This window comes from Cobetia sp. PS-4MA, from assembly GCF_057670765.1.
This window is the reverse complement of record NZ_CM173107.1, coordinates 27880-44999: the sequence shown is the minus strand read 5'-3', so window position 1 is coordinate 44999 and position 17120 is coordinate 27880. Positions and strand designations below refer to the sequence as shown.

13 protein-coding genes, 1 other RNA gene and 1 pseudogene are annotated in these 17120 nt (G+C 64.1%); 6 read left to right on the top strand and 9 right to left on the bottom strand.

All coding sequences use genetic code 11. The annotated features are described in order from the left end of the window. Positions 1-94: 94 nt before the first annotated feature. The 4 genes from gshB to AC26AR_RS00175 form a co-directional block, all read right to left on the bottom strand. A complete protein-coding gene (gshB, locus tag AC26AR_RS00190; protein ID WP_077379666.1) occupies positions 95-1066 on the bottom strand; it encodes a glutathione synthase in 972 nt (323 codons plus the stop codon). Positions 1067-1269: 203 nt separating this feature from the next. Continuing rightward, complete coding sequence (locus AC26AR_RS00185; protein WP_488107363.1) at positions 1270-2016, bottom strand: 16S rRNA (uracil(1498)-N(3))-methyltransferase; 747 nt, start codon at positions 2014-2016, stop codon at positions 1270-1272. Between the two features lie 194 nt (positions 2017-2210). Next, positions 2211-2714 (bottom strand): protein-export chaperone SecB, encoded by a 504-nt coding sequence (gene secB / locus AC26AR_RS00180; protein WP_077379671.1) that lies wholly within the window; start codon positions 2712-2714, stop codon positions 2211-2213. Between the two features lie 64 nt (positions 2715-2778). Continuing rightward, the gene (locus AC26AR_RS00175; RefSeq protein WP_077379673.1) at positions 2779-3198 is read right to left on the bottom strand and encodes a rhodanese-like domain-containing protein; all 420 of its coding nucleotides are present in this window, start codon (positions 3196-3198) and stop codon (positions 2779-2781) included. Between the two features lie 457 nt (positions 3199-3655). On the opposite strand from AC26AR_RS00175, the gene gpmI reads away from it, so the two are divergent. From gpmI to AC26AR_RS00160, 3 genes are all read left to right on the top strand, one after another. After that, positions 3656-5218: a 2,3-bisphosphoglycerate-independent phosphoglycerate mutase gene (gene gpmI, locus AC26AR_RS00170; RefSeq protein ID WP_084209532.1), complete on the top strand. Its 1563-nt coding sequence runs from the start codon at positions 3656-3658 to the stop codon at positions 5216-5218. Next, positions 5211-6500 (top strand): murein hydrolase activator EnvC family protein, encoded by a 1290-nt coding sequence (locus AC26AR_RS00165; RefSeq protein WP_279855760.1) that lies wholly within the window; start codon positions 5211-5213, stop codon positions 6498-6500. Before gpmI ends, AC26AR_RS00165 begins: the two co-directional genes overlap by 8 nt. A gap of 169 nt (positions 6501-6669) precedes the next feature. After that, positions 6670-8067 carry a S41 family peptidase gene (locus tag AC26AR_RS00160; protein ID WP_488107362.1) on the top strand — a complete coding sequence of 466 codons (1398 nt, stop codon included), beginning with the start codon at positions 6670-6672 and terminating at the stop codon, positions 8065-8067. A 139-nt stretch (positions 8068-8206) separates the two neighbouring features. Here the strand turns inward: AC26AR_RS00160 and AC26AR_RS00155 are convergent, their stop codons facing one another. From AC26AR_RS00155 to AC26AR_RS00140, 4 genes are all read right to left on the bottom strand, one after another. Next, positions 8207-9535: a UbiH/UbiF/VisC/COQ6 family ubiquinone biosynthesis hydroxylase gene (locus AC26AR_RS00155; protein WP_488107361.1), complete on the bottom strand. Its 1329-nt coding sequence runs from the start codon at positions 9533-9535 to the stop codon at positions 8207-8209. Between the two features lie 170 nt (positions 9536-9705). Beyond that, a complete protein-coding gene (gene ubiH / locus AC26AR_RS00150; protein WP_488107360.1) occupies positions 9706-10953 on the bottom strand; it encodes a 2-octaprenyl-6-methoxyphenyl hydroxylase in 1248 nt (415 codons plus the stop codon). A 4-nt stretch (positions 10954-10957) separates the two neighbouring features. Next, a complete protein-coding gene (gene pepP, locus AC26AR_RS00145) occupies positions 10958-12301 on the bottom strand; it encodes a Xaa-Pro aminopeptidase (protein WP_371861082.1) in 1344 nt (447 codons plus the stop codon). A gap of 152 nt (positions 12302-12453) precedes the next feature. Continuing rightward, complete coding sequence (locus AC26AR_RS00140) at positions 12454-13095, bottom strand: UPF0149 family protein (protein ID WP_077379685.1); 642 nt, start codon at positions 13093-13095, stop codon at positions 12454-12456. Positions 13096-13354: 259 nt separating this feature from the next. Between AC26AR_RS00140 and AC26AR_RS00135 the strand changes: the two genes are divergently transcribed. From AC26AR_RS00135 to AC26AR_RS00125, 3 genes are all read left to right on the top strand, one after another. Next, on the top strand, positions 13355-13717 hold the full coding sequence (locus tag AC26AR_RS00135; RefSeq protein WP_077379686.1) for a cell division protein ZapA: 363 nt from the start codon (positions 13355-13357) through the stop codon (positions 13715-13717). A gap of 88 nt (positions 13718-13805) precedes the next feature. Further along, positions 13806-13988: non-coding RNA, 6S RNA (gene ssrS / locus AC26AR_RS00130), on the top strand. 22 nt (positions 13989-14010) lie between these two features. After that, complete coding sequence (locus AC26AR_RS00125; RefSeq protein ID WP_136939481.1) at positions 14011-14739, top strand: 5-formyltetrahydrofolate cyclo-ligase; 729 nt, start codon at positions 14011-14013, stop codon at positions 14737-14739. A 673-nt stretch (positions 14740-15412) separates the two neighbouring features. Here AC26AR_RS00125 and ilvA read toward each other — a convergent pair. Further along, positions 15413-16948: pseudogene (ilvA, locus tag AC26AR_RS00120) on the bottom strand (threonine ammonia-lyase, biosynthetic); the annotation flags it as partial. Between the last annotated feature and the right edge of the window lie 172 nt (positions 16949-17120).

The window sequence follows — 17120 nt, the reverse complement described above, 5'->3', positions numbered from 1 at the left end:
CGAAACCGCTGTCGTGTCAGCTTCGGCATCCCTGCCGTTTACTGCGAACTTGCTGGCCGCCATCTGACGCCACCGACGCCATTGACGGCGGCAATCAAGCGGACTGCTGCGCCGTGAGGCGTGCCTCGATGGCATCCATCAGCAGCCCGGCGATGTCCGTACCGCGCTGGTCATCGATTTCACGCACGCAGGTCGGGCTGGTGACGTTGATCTCGGTGATGTAATCCCCGATCACGTCCAGACCGACGAACATCAGTCCCAGCGACTTCACCACCGGCTTGACCTGCTCGACCAGCCAGTAATCGCGATCCGTCAGCTCACGCGACTCACCACGTCCTCCAGCCGCAAGATTGCCACGCGTTTCTCCGGCGCTGGGAATGCGCGCCAGACCGAACGGCACCGGCTCACCATCGACCAGCAGGATGCGGGTATCGCCGGCACTGATCTCCGGCACGTAACGCTGTGCCATGATCTGACGCTGGCCACGCAGGGTCAGCTGCTCGATTACCGATCCCAGATTGCGACCATCTTCGGCGACGTGGAAGATACCGCTGCCGCCCATGCCATCGAGCGGCTTGAAGATGACATTGCCATGCTCCGCGTGGAAGGCGCGCAACACCTTGTCATTGGCCGAGACGGTCGTCGGCGGAATGCACTGGGTGAACTGCTGCGCGAACAGCTTCTCGTTGCAGGTCAACAGCGCGGCCGTCGGATTGACGACCAGCACGCCTTCACGTTCGGCGAAGCCCAGCAGGTGGACCGCGTTCAGGAAGTGCTCGTCGACGGGCGGGTCCTTGCGCATCAGAATCACGTCAAGCTCGGCCAGCGGCGTCGCGACGACCTCGCCCAGCTGATAGAAGTGATCAGGATCCCGATAGACCTCGAGATCCCGCATCCGTCCCATCGCACGGCCATTCTCGAGATAGAGATCTTCCTGCTCCAGGTAATGCAGCGACCAGCCACGCTGGGCGGCGGCCCACAGCATGGCCAGGGTGGTGTCCTTCTTGTAGGTGACGCTGGACATCGGGTCCATCACCACGCCGATCTTGAGCTTGCGAGCAGTCATCGAGGCAACCTTCTGACGACACTGCCGACCCAGCCGGCCGGCAATGAGAAAAGCGGATGTTACCCGGCGCGATACCCCGAAACGGGTTGCGCGGGAAGATGGGACAAGTATGCAGCAGCACCACGCTGCCCACCACTGACATGAGGACGCTCAAGGTCTCACGCAGTGTTGCCGGGGCTTCAACAATGCTGGTGTCATCCTGCCTAGCGCGGCAGATCGCCGAAGCGCTGCTGCAACAGCGTCAGCGCGACCACCGGCGCCGTCTCGGTACGCAGTATCCGTGGGCCCAGCCCCAGGACGTCACACCCCGCGCCAGCCGCCTGGGTGACTTCTTCCGGCGTGAAGCCGCCCTCAGGGCCGATCAGCAGGCTGGCACGCGTCACGCCGCCCTCGCTCTCGGCGGCATTCAACGCCTCGGCACCGCCCGGCTGCAATATCAGGCGAAGTGGCTCATCGCGCTCGTCCAGCCACTGGGCCATGGGAATCGGCGCATGCACCACCGGCACCACGCTGCGACCGCACTGCTCGCAGGCGCTTGCCGCCACGCCCTGCCAATGCGCGAGTTTCTTGTCGGCGCGCTCGCCCTTGAGCTTGACGTCGCCACGCGCGGTGTAAAGCGGGGTGATGGCAGCGACCCCGAGCTCACAGGCCTTCTGGATGGCGTAATCCATGCGATCGCCCTTGGAGATCGCCTGGCCCAGATGCACCGCCAGTGGCGACTCGCTGTCATTGGCGACCGCATCAATCACCCGCACGCTGACCCCCTTGCGGGACACCTCCTCGAGCGACACGCGCACTTCCTGCCCGTGCCCATCGAACAACTGTGCTTCGCTGCCCACCCGGGCCCGCAACACCAGACCGAGATGACGTGCAGGCCCCTCGGGCAGTGCAAAGGTCGCCCCGGCGCTGACATGGAGATCAAGATCGGGACAGTGCAGACGAATGGCCATGGGAAAGTCTCGCGAGCAATGCGCCGCGCGGCAGCGCCGTGAGAGACACTCAGCACGCCGACACGGAGATGAAAGGGAAAGAGAAATAGGTTCAGGAAAGCACGGCCATCATGGTGGCCACCAACGCAGTGACGGGCCACTGGGGCCCGTCACTGTCATTGCCATCTCACGGCCATTGCTGGCCGTCTCACGGATCAGTGAGCGGTGGCTTCACCCGCCTGTTGCGCTTCACGCTGCTTGCGCTGAGCGTACATGGCTTCGAAGTTGACCGGTGCCAGCATCAGCGGAGGGAAGCTGCCACGATTGACCAGATTGTCGACGGCTTCACGCGCGTACGGGAACAGCACGTTCGGGCAGAAGGCCCCCAGGGTGTGATCCAGCTGCTCGGCGGACAGACCGGCGATGCGGAACAGACCGGCCTGCTCGACCTCGGCCAGGAAGGCGGTGGTCTGATCTTCACCGTTGGAGACCTGGGCGGTGACCTTGATGGACACCTCGAAGAGCTCTTCACCGACCTGCTGGTGCTCGGTATCCAGTTCCAGGCTGACCTTCGGCTGGAACGGCTGGGAGAAGACCGCCGGAGAATTCGGCGCTTCGAAGGACACGTCCTTCACATAGATGCGCTGCAGGGCGAACTGGAGCTGATCCTGAGCCTGTTCGGCACCCTGTGCCGCCTGTGCGTTCTGTTCTTCAGCCATGAGACATATCCTTGAATGTACGGAGAATTATTGTTGGGCCATCGGCCTGCTTCCCGCAGGTCGCTCAGCGAGTCACGACCGGCAGACTGTCGGCTTCCCACTGACCCATGCCACCCTTGAGCTTGACCGCCTGCTTGAAGCCGGCCTTCTCCAGGCGCGCCACCAGCGGTCCAGCGGTCTGACCATGCTTGCAGACGATGATCACCGGACGGTCCTTGTACTTGTCCAGCGGCGTGGTCGCGCTGGCAAGCTGACTGCTGGGAACATTGACGGCACCGGCGATGTGGCCGGCCTTGTATTCCTTGCTGTCGCGGATGTCGATGAAGACACCCTCTTCGCGATTGACCAGTCGCGTGGCCTCGCTGACGCTGACCCCGTGGTTGCCACGCATGGTTTCCATGACGATGAGGGCGACCAGCAGGGCGACGAAGGCGCCCACCAGCAAGGGATGATTCTGCGCGAACTGAAGCAGCTGTTCGATCATGAGACGGGCTAACTCCGCTGTGACGTGCATGCCGGTACGTACGCGGCAAAGGAAATAGACCGCTACCCGAGGTAACGGAGCCAGCATTATACATGAGAGCCCCTGCCATGAATGCCCGCGACATGGCATCAAAAAGGCGTAACGCCGCCCTGCCCTCGCCTGCGCCACGGGGACGCACTGAACTTGCCCGCGATAGGGGAATCCAATCTTGCCGATACGCTTCCAGCACTTGCACTCGGCACCTTACCGCCTCTCTAATAGAGGTCAGAATGAGCAGGTAGTTTTATCACTACATCTTGCCTCACCCGTGCAGCAAGCGGTGAACGCACCGGATGAGGAAGACGGCAGAGGATGCCCGCAGGACATGACAGGCACGTGATCGCCTGACAGCCACCCTGCGCGATTGCCCCTGCCGTCCTGCTCCAGAGGATTCATTCGTCATCACAGCGAGGAAGTCATGGCAGCTCAAGCACAAGGTCCGCGTCCCGTCGCCCTCATCATTCTCGATGGCTACGGCCACAGCGAGGAAGAGAAGGACAACGCCATTCTTGCCGCCAACACGCCGGTCATGGATCGCCTGCGCCAGCAGTATCCCAGCGATCTGATCCATACCGACGGTGGCCATGTCGGCCTGCCGGATGGCCAGATGGGCAATTCCGAGGTCGGGCACATGAACCTGGGGGCCGGGCGCATCGTCTACCAGGACTTCACCCGCATCACCAAGGCCGTGCGCGAGAATGCCCTCAAGGACAACACCGTCCTGACCGCGCCTCTCGATGCCGCCATCGCGGCTGGCCGCGCCGTGCACCTGATCGGCCTGCTGTCTCCCGGGGGCGTGCACTCCCATGAAGACCACATCCTCGCCATGGCCGATCTGGCCGCCGAGCGGGGCGCCAAGCGCATCTACCTCCACGCGATTCTCGATGGCCGCGACACCGCGCCCAAGAGCGCCGAGGCATCCATCGCGCGTGCCGATGAACACCTGGCAGGTCTCGGACTCGAGGAAGGCCGTGTCGCCACCCTTGTCGGTCGCTACTTCGCGATGGACCGTGACAACCGCTGGGACCGTGTCGAACAGGCATATCGCGTGATCGCCGAAGGGCAGGGCCTCCACGAAGCCGCCAGCGGCGTGGAAGGACTTGCCGCCGCCTACGAGCGTGACGAGACCGACGAATTCGTCAGCGCCACGCGTATCGGCGACGCCGTCCCCATGCAGGAAGGCGATGCTGCCCTGTTCCTGAACTTCCGTGCCGACCGTGCCCGCGAGCTGACCCGCGCCTTCGTCGAGCCGGACTTCTCCGGCTTCGAGCGCACGCCGCCCAAGCTGGCCCATGACGGTCTGGTGATGCTGACCCAGTACGCCGCCGACATTCCGGCGCCGGCTGCCTTCCCGCCCTCCGACCTGCCCAATACCCTGGGGGAAGTGGTCTCCAATCGTGGCCTCACTCAGCTGCGTATCGCCGAGACGGAGAAGTACGCCCACGTGACCTTCTTCTTCTCCGGCGGCCGCGAAGACGAATTCGAGGGCGAGACCCGCATCCTCGTGCCCTCGCCGCAGGACGTGAAGACCTACGACGAGAAGCCGGAGATGAGCGCCGGGGAGGTCACCGACAAGCTGGTCGAGGCCATCGAATCCGGCCGCTATGATCTGATCGTCTGCAATTACGCCAATGGCGACATGGTCGGACACACCGGCAAGTTCGATGCGGCCGTCAAGGCGATCGAATATCTGGATGGCTGCGTCGGCCGCGTGGTCGAGGCGCTGGAGAAGGTCGGTGGCGAATGCCTGATCACCGCGGACCACGGCAATGCCGAGCAGATGGTGCACCCGGAGACCGGCAACCCGCAGACGGCACACACCACCTTTGAAGTGCCGCTGATCTACGTCACCCAGCGTGACGTCAAGCTGGCCTCCGAAGGACGCCTGTGTGACCTCGCCCCGACCCTGCTGACCATGATGGGGCAGGCGGTCCCCGAGGAAATGGACGGCAACGTGCTGGTCGATTATGCCGGTGCCTGATAGCCCCTTGCAGGGCGCGCCGAGTGGCGTGCCCGGCGCCTCCCCCGGTCCGGATGCCTATCTGGCATCCGGACCGGGCAGGCGCTACCGATTCTTCAAACGCCGGAGCCCTGTCTCCGGCGTTGTGCTGTCTGCCTGCCTGCTGCTCATGACTCCGCTGCTGGCCCCCTCCTCGGCACTGGCCGCGGACAGCAGCGCGACCCTGACCCAGAAGAAGCAAGCCTCCGAAGCCGACCTCAAGCGTCTCAAACACGAGATACAGGCGATGCAGGGCGAGCTGAAGGCCACTGCCGCGCGGCGCAGCGATACGCGCAATGGCCTGGAGAAGATCGAGCGCCAGCTCAACGAGACTCGCCAGCAGACCGGCAGACTCGAGGATGAGCGCGACGACATCACGCAGCAACTGACCAGGCTCACGCGCCAGCGTGAGACCCTCATCCAGCAGCAGACGGCGCAGAAGGCTGCCGTGGCCGAGGAGATGGCCGCCCTGTATCGGCTGGGTCGCCAACCCGAATTGAAGCTGCTGCTCAATCAGGATGATCCGGCGCGTCTCGAACGCCTGCAGGTCTATCTGAATCACTTGAGCGATTCGCGCCGGCAGGCGCTTGAGCGCCTCGCCAGACTGGATGCCTCACTGGCCAGTACCCGCGCCAGTCTGCTGGCACGCCAGACACGACTGGAGGAGGTGCAGCAAGGCCTCAAGCAGCAAGCCAGCAAACTGATGGCCCAGCAGAATGAGCGCGCCGCTCTGCTGCGCACCCTGGATGCCCGCTATGCCAGCCATGAGGCGAAGATCGCCGAGCTGGATCAGGACCGCGCCCATGCCAACCAGATGATCCAGACGCTCGAGAAGCGCCTCAAGGCCATCAAGAGTGCCCCGCCCCCCAGGACACGCATCACGCGTGCGATGGGCAAGATGGACTGGCCGGCCCCCGGGCGGGTCATCTCGGCCTACGGCGGGGGAGAAGGCGTCAATCGTGATGGCGTGCTGATCCAGGCGTCCCAGGGCACGCCTGTGACGGCGCCGCATGCCGGTCGTGTCGTCTTCGCGGACTGGATGCGCGGCTACGGCAACCTGTTGATCATCGACCACGGCGACAACGTGCTGACGCTCTACGCACATCTGGCAAGCTTCAGCGTCGGCCCCGGTGACAGCCTGTCACGCGGCCAGCAGCTGGGGAGTGTCGGCAGCAGTGGTGGCCGTGACGGTGCCGCGCTGTATTTCGAAGTACGCCGCGCCGGCAAGCCCGTCAACCCGCAACGCTGGCTGTCGAGCCGCTGAGCCAGTCAGCCATGGCGCAACATGGCGACAGGCTAGGCGGCAGGTACCCGGGCGGGATATGCTCGCAGTCATCCGTGACTGCGAGCGTCGGGGTCGCCTCTTCCCCTCTGGCTGAACTGCCAGGCGCTTCGGCATCAGTCGAGCCAGTCTCCGTCGAGAAGGAAATCGCATGTCCGCATCGTCGTCATTCCGTCCTGCCCCGCGTCGCCTGCGTCAGCTGGCGGTCAGCGTGCCGCTGAGCCTTGTTCTGCTGGGCGGCGGAGTGCCGGCCCATGCTGAAGATGCGCGGCAGGGAGCCACGCCTGCCTCCTCCAGCGTATCGGCCAATGGCCTGCCGCTGGAGGAACTGCGCACCTTTGCCGAAGTCTTCGAGCGCATCAAGCGCACCTATGTGGATGAAGTGGATGACCGCACGCTGCTCAAGAATGCCATGCGTGGCATGCTGGCAGGGCTGGATCCGCACTCGGCGTATCTGGATCAGGATGACTGGCAGGACCTGCGCGAGAACACCGATGGGGAATTCGGCGGTATCGGCATCGAGGTCGGCATGGAGGAGGATGGCCAGCTGACCATCATCGCCCCCATCGACGACACCCCGGCCTCACGTGCCGGCCTCCAACCACGTGACGTGATCCTCAAGATCGACGATACGCCGATGGAGGGTCTGTCGATGACGGAATCCGTCAAGCTGATGCGTGGCGAGGAAGGATCGACCATTCGCCTGCTGGTACTCTCGGAAGGCGCCGACATGCCCCGCGAGGTCGTGCTCAAGCGGGCCATCATCAAGAGCAGCAGCGTCAGTCAGCGCCTGCTGGAGCCGGGATATGGCTACCTGCGCGTCAGCCAGTTCCAGAGCGCGACGGGCGATGAGGCGAAACGCGCCCTTGCGGAGCTGCGCGAGGAAAGCGGCGATGTCGCGCTGAAGGGTCTGGTGCTGGATCTGCGCAACAACCCCGGGGGGCTGCTGTCAGCGGCCGTCGAGATAAGCGACCTCTTCCTCACGAGCGGCCGCATCGTCTATACCGAGGGGCGCCTGCCGGACAGCGAGCTGTCCTTCTCGGCCAGAGCCGAGACACCGGCCGGTGATACGCCGCTGGTGGTATTGATCAACGGCGGGACGGCCTCTGCCGCGGAAATCGTCTCAGGTGCCCTGCAGGACCAGCGCCGCGCCATCATCATGGGCACCGAGAGCTTCGGCAAGGGCTCGGTACAGAACGTGATGCCACTGGGCAACGGCGACGGCCTCAAGTTGACCACGGCACTCTACTTCACGCCCAACGGGCGCTCGATCCAGGCAGAGGGCATCCGCCCGGATGTCGAGGTGGTGCGCGGACGACTGGAGCGCGACACGCGGCGTGATTTCAGCGTACGCGAGGCGGATCTCGACGGACGTCTCGACAATGCCAATGGCGACTCATCGACGCCTTCCAGCAAGGCACCGGACAGCCCGGTGGTCGCCGAAAGTGATTACCAGCTGGGGGAAGCACTCAACCTGCTCAAGGGCATGAACGTGCTGGGTCGCAGCGCCGCTCTCAAGGCCACGCTTCCCGCCACCTCGGAGCAATAGTCTCTCTTTCGCCGTAAACGACACGACCCCGCCAACTGGCGGGGTCGTGTCGTCTTTCGCGCGCCAATCGGCAGGTCTGCCATCTCCCGCCTGGCCTGTCGTCGTGCTAACTGTCACGCCCAGAGGTGAGCGCTCACTGTCACCGTGGTCGGCAGCTCTCCGGCAACTCCCCACGCTCCCCCATCGCCTGGCGCATCAGCAGGCGCTTGAGCTCGACGCTGCCATCCACCCAGCCAAGTCCCAGGTTACGCACCAGGCGTACCCCCGGCTTCCGGCTGCCGAACAGCAGGCGGAAGCCATCCATCATCTTCAGCATCACGGCATTGTCGCTGCGCCGGCGTCGACGATAGCGCTTCAACCAGCGCTCATCGCCCAGTGCCACGCCGCGGCGGTGCCCATCCAGCAGTTCTTCCGCCAGCACGGCGACATCCATCAGGCCAAGATTGACCCCCTGCCCCGCCAGCGGGTGAATGGCATGCGCGGCATCCCCCACCAGCGCCAGCCCCGGCAGCACATACTCCTGCGCATGACGTTGATGCAACGGGAAGCTGAAGCGCTCGGCACTGTATTCCACCGTGCCGAGCTTTCCCTCGAAGGCTGCTTCGAGCTCATGACAGAAGTCCGTCTCGGGCAATGCCAGCAGGCGCTCGGCTTCCTGCGGAGTGGTGGACCAGACGATGGAGCAATGGCGCTGGGCGCCGGATGTCTCGCCCTCGGGATGTGCCAGGGCGGAATTGACCGCCAGCGGCAGGAAGGCCAGCGGCCCGGTGGGCAGAAAGCGCTGGCGGGCGACGCCCTGATGCGAATGCGCCGTGCGCACCGTGGTGACCAACGCCACCTGGCCGGTATCGTGCTCACGGGTCTCGATGCCCGCCAGCTCGCGCAGACGGGAACGCGCCCCGTCAGCCGCCACCACCAGCCCCGCCGCGACGCTGCTACCGTCGCTCAGTGTCAGGCTTGCTGCCTCGGCCCCCTCAAGTTGGTAAGCACTTACCACTGAAGCTGACCCCGTCCTGGGCAATCCCAGACCGCTGACCCGGACACCATAACGGCGCGTGATCGAGGGACACCGGGAAATCGCTTGCTCAAGCGCGGCCTGAGTGACCCGATTCTCGACGATGTGCCCAAGCTCCGACACGCCGCTTTGCTCGGCACTGAAGCCTATCTCGCCATTGCCTTCGGCATCCCAGACCTGCATGCCGGTATAGGGCATCAGACGACTCTGTGCGATGTCCTTCCAGACCCCCAGGCCGCTGAGCAATTGACGCGAAACCGGCGTCAGCGCACTGACACGCGGCTCCGGTGCCAGCGCCGGCTGCCAGTCGACGATGCCCTCGCGACCCTCGATCAGAAGGACGCGCAGGCCGCCCTGCCCCAACAGCAGCGCCAGCGTGGCGCCGACGATACCGGCGCCCACGATGGCGACATCCACCTCATGCGGTGCATCCAATCTCCGATGCTCGTTCATGCCTGCTCCCTTGTATGACGCCTGTCGCGCGTCGCTCTCCTGGCGAGAGTCTCGTGAATCCGGCGGCGATTTGGTCACTCATCGACACCACCCTGGGGCGCAAGCCTGTGGCGCAAGCCTGTGACGCAACTCACGACATCGCATGGCCCGTTGGCAAGTACTCGCTACGCCTAGCGCTCAATGCCCATCGAGCGCCTTGCCAGCAGGCGCTTGAGCGGTGACACCAGATTCAGGCCGATCAGCCCTGCCGCCCGAGCATGCCCCAGCCAACGACTCTCGACGCCAAACAGGCGGATCAAGCCATCACTGAACAGCACGACATTGTCGCGGTCCGCGCCGCGCCGCGACTCGAAATCACTCAGCACACTGACATCGCCAGCGGTATCACCACGTGCCTGTCCCGCCGCGATGGCGGCCACCAGATCCGTCACGCCGCGCAGCGCCAGATTGAAGCCCTGCCCTGCCACCGGATGCAGCGAGTGAGCGGCATTGCCGAGCACCGCAAGTCCGGGACGTGTCCCCTCGCTGGCACGTATCAACGACAGGGGATAGGCATGGCGCTGCCCGACCCGCCGGAAACGGCCGGCCCGCTCGCCGAAGGCAGCCTGAAGCGCCTTGAGAAACTCGGGCTCCGGCATGTCCATCAGCGCAGCCGTCTCGTGGGGAGAACGCGTCCAGATCAACTCCATTCGGCGGCCACCCAGCGGCAGCAGCGCCATCGGTCCTTCGCTGGTGAAACGCTCATAGGCCACCCCTGCGTGGGGCTGGCTCATCTCGACGGTGGCGATCAGCGCCTGTTGTTCGTAGGCATGCGTCTCGCTATGGATGCCGAGACGCTCCTTGAGCCCCGAGCGCCCGCCATCTGCCAATACGGTCAGTCCCGCCTCGATCAGGCGGCCATCCTCCAGCAGCAGGCGGTGCCCCTGCGCGCTGACGCTGATCTGTGCCACGCGTGCCGGGCAGTACCAGGTCAGCGGCAGTTCCGCCAGACGCCGATGGAGCACGCGCCCCATCCAGGCATTGGGGATCACATGCCCCAGCGCGGGAACCCCCAGTTCCTCGGCCCGCATGCGTGTGGCCCCGAGATGGCCGCGCTCGCTGACATGGATGGTACGAATCGGCGTGGCGTGCTCACGCATCGCCTCCCACAGCCCGAAGGCGATGAAGCGCTGGCGTGAACCGGCAGCGATGGCACTGGCTCGCGCATCGAAACTGGGCTGGAAACGCCCGGTATCCTCCGCGGGAGGCAAGGGATTGGCCTCGACCACCGCCACGCGCAGCCCATCCTCCTGCTGCCCGTTCATCAAGGGTGCAAGGGCACAGGCCAGGCTCGCGCCCACCAGGCCACCACCGATGATGACGACATCGAATCGCTCCGGCGCAGACGTTACCGGGGATGCTGCCGCTGGCTCACTCATGATGTCAGGCTCCTTCGCGCATCAGTGCCTCGATGGCCTCGACGGATTTGGGAACCGTGGCGCTCAGCACTTCGTGCCCGTCCGCGGTGACCACCACATCGTCCTCGATGCGAATCCCGATCCCCCGATACTCGGCTGGAATGTCACTGGCGTCCGGCACATAAAGCCCCGGCTCGACCGTCAGCACCATGCCGGGCAGCAACGGACGCGGCTCACCGTTCTCGCGGTAACTGCCGACATCGTGCACATCCAGTCCCAGCCAGTGCGAGGTGGAGTGCAGATAGAAGCGGCGATAGGCCTCATCGGCGATCAACGCCTCCACTTCACCTTGCAGCAGGCCCAGTTCGACGAGGCCGGCGGTCAGGTCATGCACCACCTGTTGGTGAATGCCCACCAACGTCGCTCCCGGCACCACGGCGGCCACTGCACGTTCCTGGGCCTTGAGCACGATCTCGTAGAGACGCTTCTGGGGCTCGCTGAAGTGGCCATTGACGGGGAAGGTACGGGTGATGTCGCCGGCATAGAGTGCGTACTCCGCGCCAGCATCGATCAGCACCAGCTCGCCATCGATCAGCGGAGCACGGTTCTCGATGTAATGGAGCACGCAGGCATTCACGCCACCACCGACGATGCTGGTATACGCGGGTGCCGGGGCGCCCTGCCACTGGAATTCATGCTCGATCTCGGCCTGCAGATGATACTCGTGCAGCCCGGGGCGGCTGGCCCGCATGGCACGGATGTGGGCGCGAGCGGAAATCTCCGCCGCGTGACGCATCAGCGCCAGCTCACGCTCATCCTTGATCAGGCGCTGCTCATGCAACAGCGGGGCGAGGTCTTCAAAGGCGACCGGCGGGCGGGCACCACGACGCACGGCCGCGGCCAGCTCCTCGCGCAGCGATTGCGCCAGCGCCAGTGCTTCGTCGTCCTCGAACAGCACGAAGAGACGCCCACGGCCATCCAGCAGACCGGCCATGACATCCTCACGCTGATCATTGGTGAAGGCCTGGTCGAATCCCGCCTGCGTCACGGCCCCTTCGGCACCGATACGGATACCGGTCCAGGCTTCCGCCAGCGGATCCTTTTCCTGACAGAACAGTACGCTCTCGCCTTCCGCGCGCCCCGGCAACAGCAACAATGCCGCTTCCGGTTCCGGCCAGCCGGTCAGGTAATGAAAATCACTGTTCTGACGGAAGGTGAACTCACTGTCACGATTGCGCTGCGCCAGGCCGGACGACAACACCAGTACCGCGGCATCACGAGGCAGCTGCGTCATCAGACGCTGGCGACGCGCCGAGAAGTCATCAGCAGTCAGCGCCGCCGGCGCAGGCAGGATTTCAGGGACGATCATGGCGTTCTCCGTCGGGGTCCGTGTCGGGCAGGCATGTCATGGCCTGCCCGACACGAATCAGAATGTGGCGGGAAAGGACGAGGCTCCCGAAGGGACAATCCTTCCCGAAATGGGGTCGGCCGCCGGGTATTGCGAGCGGCAATCTGCCTCACTCAGTGAGTGTCGTTGCGCGAGCTGACCCCGAGACTGCCTTCAAGCCCGCCTTCCGGCAACTGATCGTCACTGGGCTTCTCGACGTCCGGGTTGCCCGGGTGCTGCTCGGTATACAGCAGCAGGGCCGCCATGCGCACGTGGTCGGCCAGCGCGAACAGATCCGCCTCATCCTCGGCATTGTCGTCATCCAGGTCCTCGGCGTTGGCCAGACCGCTCGAGATGGCCTCGACATCGCTCAGCGCATCACGCAATGCCTGGCTCCAGCCCTTGCGGACCTCGCCATCGACGCCTGCCAGCTCTTCCTGGAAGCCCAGCGTCCACTCACGCAGGCTCTGGCCACGCTCGGCCAGGGAGAACATGTCGTCCGGCAACAGCGGCTCGAAGCTCATCTCGCTGGCCGCCAGGCGCTCCTGGTTGCGCGTGCGCCAGCTGAGGAACACCTCGCCCGCTTCACGGGTGGCCGGTTGCTCCACTCCCAATGCGGCACAGACGCGGCTCAACCAGTCTTCCGCGCTGATGTCATCCATCGCCAGGGCAGCGACCAGCTGTCCATCAAGGAAGGAAGGGTTGTTCAGGCTGCCGTGAACCAGGAACTGGTCCGCGACGAGAGAGAAGTCGAAGGTATCGTTGATGATGGCCATGGTGCGGGTCCATTGAGTCGGTGAGAAAGGCATCGGCAATCGACGATTACCGCTCGAACCCTGAGCGCCATGCTGGGTGACAGCCGCACTGCGCAGCGCGTTGACCCTCCAGAAGCGGCTCTCTATAGTGGCTCGAGAATGCCCCCATCTTACCGCACTGGCCCTCCTTCTGGCTTGCCGTCCTCACTGCGAGGTGACGCCCAGTCAAGGACGCCGCCGTCAATCAGGACGACGCCGGACATGGCCCGAGAGGACTGACATGAGCGACTCCACGACTCCCCGCAATACCACCGAGATCAGCCTGCTCGGCCGCAGCTATACCGTCAGCTGCCAACCCGGCGAGGAAGATGGCTTGACCCGTGCGGCGGCCTACCTGGATCTCGCCATGCAAGGCATCCAGCAACGTGGCAATACCATCAGTGCCGACAAGGTCGCCCTGATGGCCGCGCTCAACATCTCTCACGAACTGATCAACAGCCGCGACAGCGAACGCGCCATGCAGCAGGATTTCGAGACACGCCTCACGGCGCTGGATCGCCAGCTGGATGCGGCCCTCAAGCAGGTACCAGCCGAGTCTGTCCAACGTGCGAAGGCGCGTGCTGATGAAGCAAAAAACGCTTGAGAATCAAACAACTGATAAATTTCAGCAACAGTCTGTTCCCGACAGGATTAAGCCTTGGGCCGGCAGACGGGGTTTGGTAGACTGAAGGAGTTCTCTGGGGTGTACGACAGTTGCCGATGTCCCTCGAGCTTATAAGCTATTCCCAGGGAGTCCACTGCGCAGTGCTGTGTGCATGTCCGTGCGTCGGAAAGCCTGATGCGCTGCGCGGGACTACCCACCTTGAACCGCTGGGTTCAAGGGCCCCCGGTAACACCGGCACCTTGGAGAACCCTGTCTGACGGAGAATGTCAGGCATGCTCAAACCCCCTGCGGCTCGCGCCGCCCTCGCGAATCACTATTCGCCTCCCTCGCTTTCACGTGATGTCACGCTCTGGCCATTGTCCAGCGAGCTTGATCACCCCACTGCGGATCGCCGCGCCCTGAGACGCTTGCTACGCCAACGGCGACGCCAGTTGACGGCCCCCGAGCGCCGTAATGCCGAGCAGGCCCTGTTGCGACGACTGAAGCGTCTGCCGGAACTGCTGCGTGCCCGGGACATCGCCCTGTACCTGCCCAATGATGGCGAGATCGACGCCACCCGTCTGTGCCGATGGCTGCAACGTCGGGGAGCACGCGTCTATCTACCGGTCCTGCGACCCTTCGCGGTCAACTCACTCTGGTTCGTCCGCTACGACGACCATACCCCACTGGTGAGCAATCGCTTCGGCATCGCCGAACCTGACACGCGCTTCGGTGCCCACAAGGGCCGACGCCTGCCGGCCTGGGCATTGGATATCGTGCTGATGCCGCTGGTGGGGTTCGATGAGGCTGGCGCACGGATCGGCATGGGGGGCGGTTTCTATGACCGCAGCTTCGCCTTCACCCGTCGCGCCGGGCCAAGACCGAGGTTGATCGGCCTCGCCCATCACTGTCAGAAGGTGCCGGCCTTGCCGGTACAAGCCTGGGACATACCGCTGGATGCCATCGTCAGTGATCGCGAGATCGTGCGCCCAGGCCGCAGGCATGGGAACGCATCGTCATGATGCTCACGCAGGGGCAGTCACGCACGGGCGGTCAACGGCGCCAGCATGTCGCGGGCGTGCTCGGACTTGAGGGGGAGCAGACGTGCCTGGAGATCAAGGAGAAGAGCGGGAGGGAAAAGAGGGCAGAAAGGCAGAGCGCGAGAACGACTCTCCCTCTGAAAACGCCACTGCCGCCCGAAGGCGGCAGTGCACGATTCAGGAACCCATGACGGTCTGGGCGTAGCCGGTGGCGACGACACCAATCCCGAAAATGAATACCAGGGCCATGACCAGATCGGGCTTGCGTTTCATGAGAGCGGGCTTCTTCTTATATCGTCAGTGGCTTTCGCGTGACGGTTGTCGATGACTGTCTTCCTGACAGTGCCCACGATGATAGGCATCTGACCTGCGTATGACAATCACCATGCAGCCGTATGAATGAACGTTTTTCCACGCTTGCATTTCGCGCTGCAGGCGAGGGCTGGCAAGGCCTGGAGGGAAAACAACGTTCGATATCTCTGACGCCCCACCTGAGTACAAGTCATCAGTCATGCCATTCACCATCATGACGAGAAAAGCCCCTGCTCTCAGACGAGAACAGGGGCTTTTTCATACTGCCAATCATGAATGCCATCCGCCTGATGCCCACTTGATTCAGAGCGACCTCATCCAGGCAGGCGAGGCATGGCCGACATCACGACAGGAAGAGGCGATAGGCCGGATTGTCGCTTTCCTTCCAGAAGCGATAGCCGATCTCCGCGAAATACTTCTCGACCTCGGCGCGATCCCCATTGGGCACCTGCATGCCGATCAGGACTCGCCCATGGGACGCGCCGTGATTGCGATAGTGGAACAGCGAGATGTTCCAGTCCGCAGGCAGATGGGTCAGGAAGTTCATCAGGGCACCAGGACGTTCCGGGAACTCGAAGCGATAGACCTCCTCCTCGAGGTCGCTGCTGGTGCGCCCCCCGACCAGATGACGCGTGTGCAGCTTGGCCAGCTCGTTGTCGGTGAGATCCTCCACCGCGTAGCCCGCCTCACGCAGCTTCTCGACCACCGCTGCGCGGTCTTCCCCGCCCGGCTTGACCTGGACACCGACGAAGACGTGCGCCTCCTCCGGATTGGCATAGCGGTAGTTGAACTCGGTGACCATGCGCTTGCCGATCACCTTGCAGAACTGCTTGTAGGCCCCGGGGCGCTCCGGCAAGGTGACCGCCAGAATGGCTTCCCGCTGCTCGCCGAGCTCGGTGCGCTCGGCGATATGCTGCAGGCGATCGAAGTTGGTATTGGCCCCGGAGTTGATGCAGACCAGCGTCTGCCCTTCCGCGCCAGTCTGCTGGATGTACTTCTTGAGGCCCGCCAGCGACAGAGCGCCGCTGGTCTCTGACACGGCGCGCGTGTCCTCGAAGATATCCTTGACCGCCGCGCACATCTCATCGGTATTGACAGTGATCACTTCATCGACGGTATGGCGGATGATCTCGAACGGCGCCTCGCCGATCTGCGCCACGGCCACTCCCTCGGCGAACACGCCGACCTGGTCCAGCACCACACGCTCGCCGGCCTCCATGGCCGCCTTGAGGCAGGCCGCATCCTCAGCCTCGACACCGATGACACGAATGTCCGGGCGCAGATACTTCACGTAGGCCGCGACACCGGCAATCAGGCCACCGCCGCCCACCGGCACGAAGATCGCATCGATCTTGCCCGGGTGCTGACGCAGGATCTCCATGCCCACCGTCCCCTGCCCGGCGATCACGTCCGGGTCATCGAAGGGCGGAATGAAGGTGTAGCCATGCTCTTGCATCAATGCCTGGGCATGCGCGAGCGCCTCGGGAAAGGCATCGCCCTTGAGCACCACGCGTGCGCCGCGTTCACGCACCGCCTGCACCTTGATCTCCGGCGTGATGCGCGGCATGACGATGACGGCCTTCACGCCCATCAGCTTGGCTGCCATCGCCAGCCCCTGGGCATGGTTGCCCGCCGAGGCGGCAATCACGCCACAGGCCTTCTGCTCATCGCTCAGCTGCGCCATCTTGTTGTAGGCGCCGCGAATCTTGAAGGAGTAGACGGGCTGCAGGTCTTCCCGCTTGATGAAGATCTGGTTGCTGAAACGACGTGACAGCATCGGGGCTGACGAGAGCGGGGTTTCATGGGCGGCTTCATAGACACGAGCCGACAGGATTTTCTTGACGTAGTGTTCGAGCATTATAGGAATGTCCTGATGTGTCGCAGCGCGGGCCGCATGGGTGCGACCGAACCCCCATTGTTATCAGACCGCCGGCGAGAGCGTCCAGCGCCATCGCGACGTTTGCCGTTATAATGTGGCGTTTTCTCGCGTTGCGTCGCCCGACTCGCTTCCTGTCTGCGCATCTGGTTGCCGTGCAGCAGCATGAGGCACA

What these genes read in the sequence shown, in the direction of transcription:
- gshB (WP_077379666.1), bottom strand. Translation starts at nt 1,066, where the DNA reads ATGACTGCTCGCAAGCTCAAGATCGGCGTGGTGATGGACCCGATGTCC.
- AC26AR_RS00185 (WP_488107363.1), bottom strand. Translation starts at nt 2,016, where the DNA reads ATGGCCATTCGTCTGCACTGTCCCGATCTTGATCTCCATGTCAGCGCC.
- secB (WP_077379671.1), bottom strand. Translation starts at nt 2,714, where the DNA reads ATGGCTGAAGAACAGAACGCACAGGCGGCACAGGGTGCCGAACAGGCT.
- AC26AR_RS00175 (WP_077379673.1), bottom strand. Translation starts at nt 3,198, where the DNA reads ATGATCGAACAGCTGCTTCAGTTCGCGCAGAATCATCCCTTGCTGGTG.
- gpmI (WP_084209532.1), top strand. Translation starts at nt 3,656, where the DNA reads ATGGCAGCTCAAGCACAAGGTCCGCGTCCCGTCGCCCTCATCATTCTC.
- AC26AR_RS00160 (WP_488107362.1), top strand. Translation starts at nt 6,670, where the DNA reads ATGTCCGCATCGTCGTCATTCCGTCCTGCCCCGCGTCGCCTGCGTCAG.
- AC26AR_RS00155 (WP_488107361.1), bottom strand. Translation starts at nt 9,535, where the DNA reads ATGAACGAGCATCGGAGATTGGATGCACCGCATGAGGTGGATGTCGCC.
- ubiH (WP_488107360.1), bottom strand. Translation starts at nt 10,953, where the DNA reads ATGAGTGAGCCAGCGGCAGCATCCCCGGTAACGTCTGCGCCGGAGCGA.
- pepP (WP_371861082.1), bottom strand. Translation starts at nt 12,301, where the DNA reads ATGATCGTCCCTGAAATCCTGCCTGCGCCGGCGGCGCTGACTGCTGAT.
- AC26AR_RS00140 (WP_077379685.1), bottom strand. Translation starts at nt 13,095, where the DNA reads ATGGCCATCATCAACGATACCTTCGACTTCTCTCTCGTCGCGGACCAG.
- AC26AR_RS00135 (WP_077379686.1), top strand. Translation starts at nt 13,355, where the DNA reads ATGAGCGACTCCACGACTCCCCGCAATACCACCGAGATCAGCCTGCTC.
- AC26AR_RS00125 (WP_136939481.1), top strand. Translation starts at nt 14,011, where the DNA reads ATGCTCAAACCCCCTGCGGCTCGCGCCGCCCTCGCGAATCACTATTCG.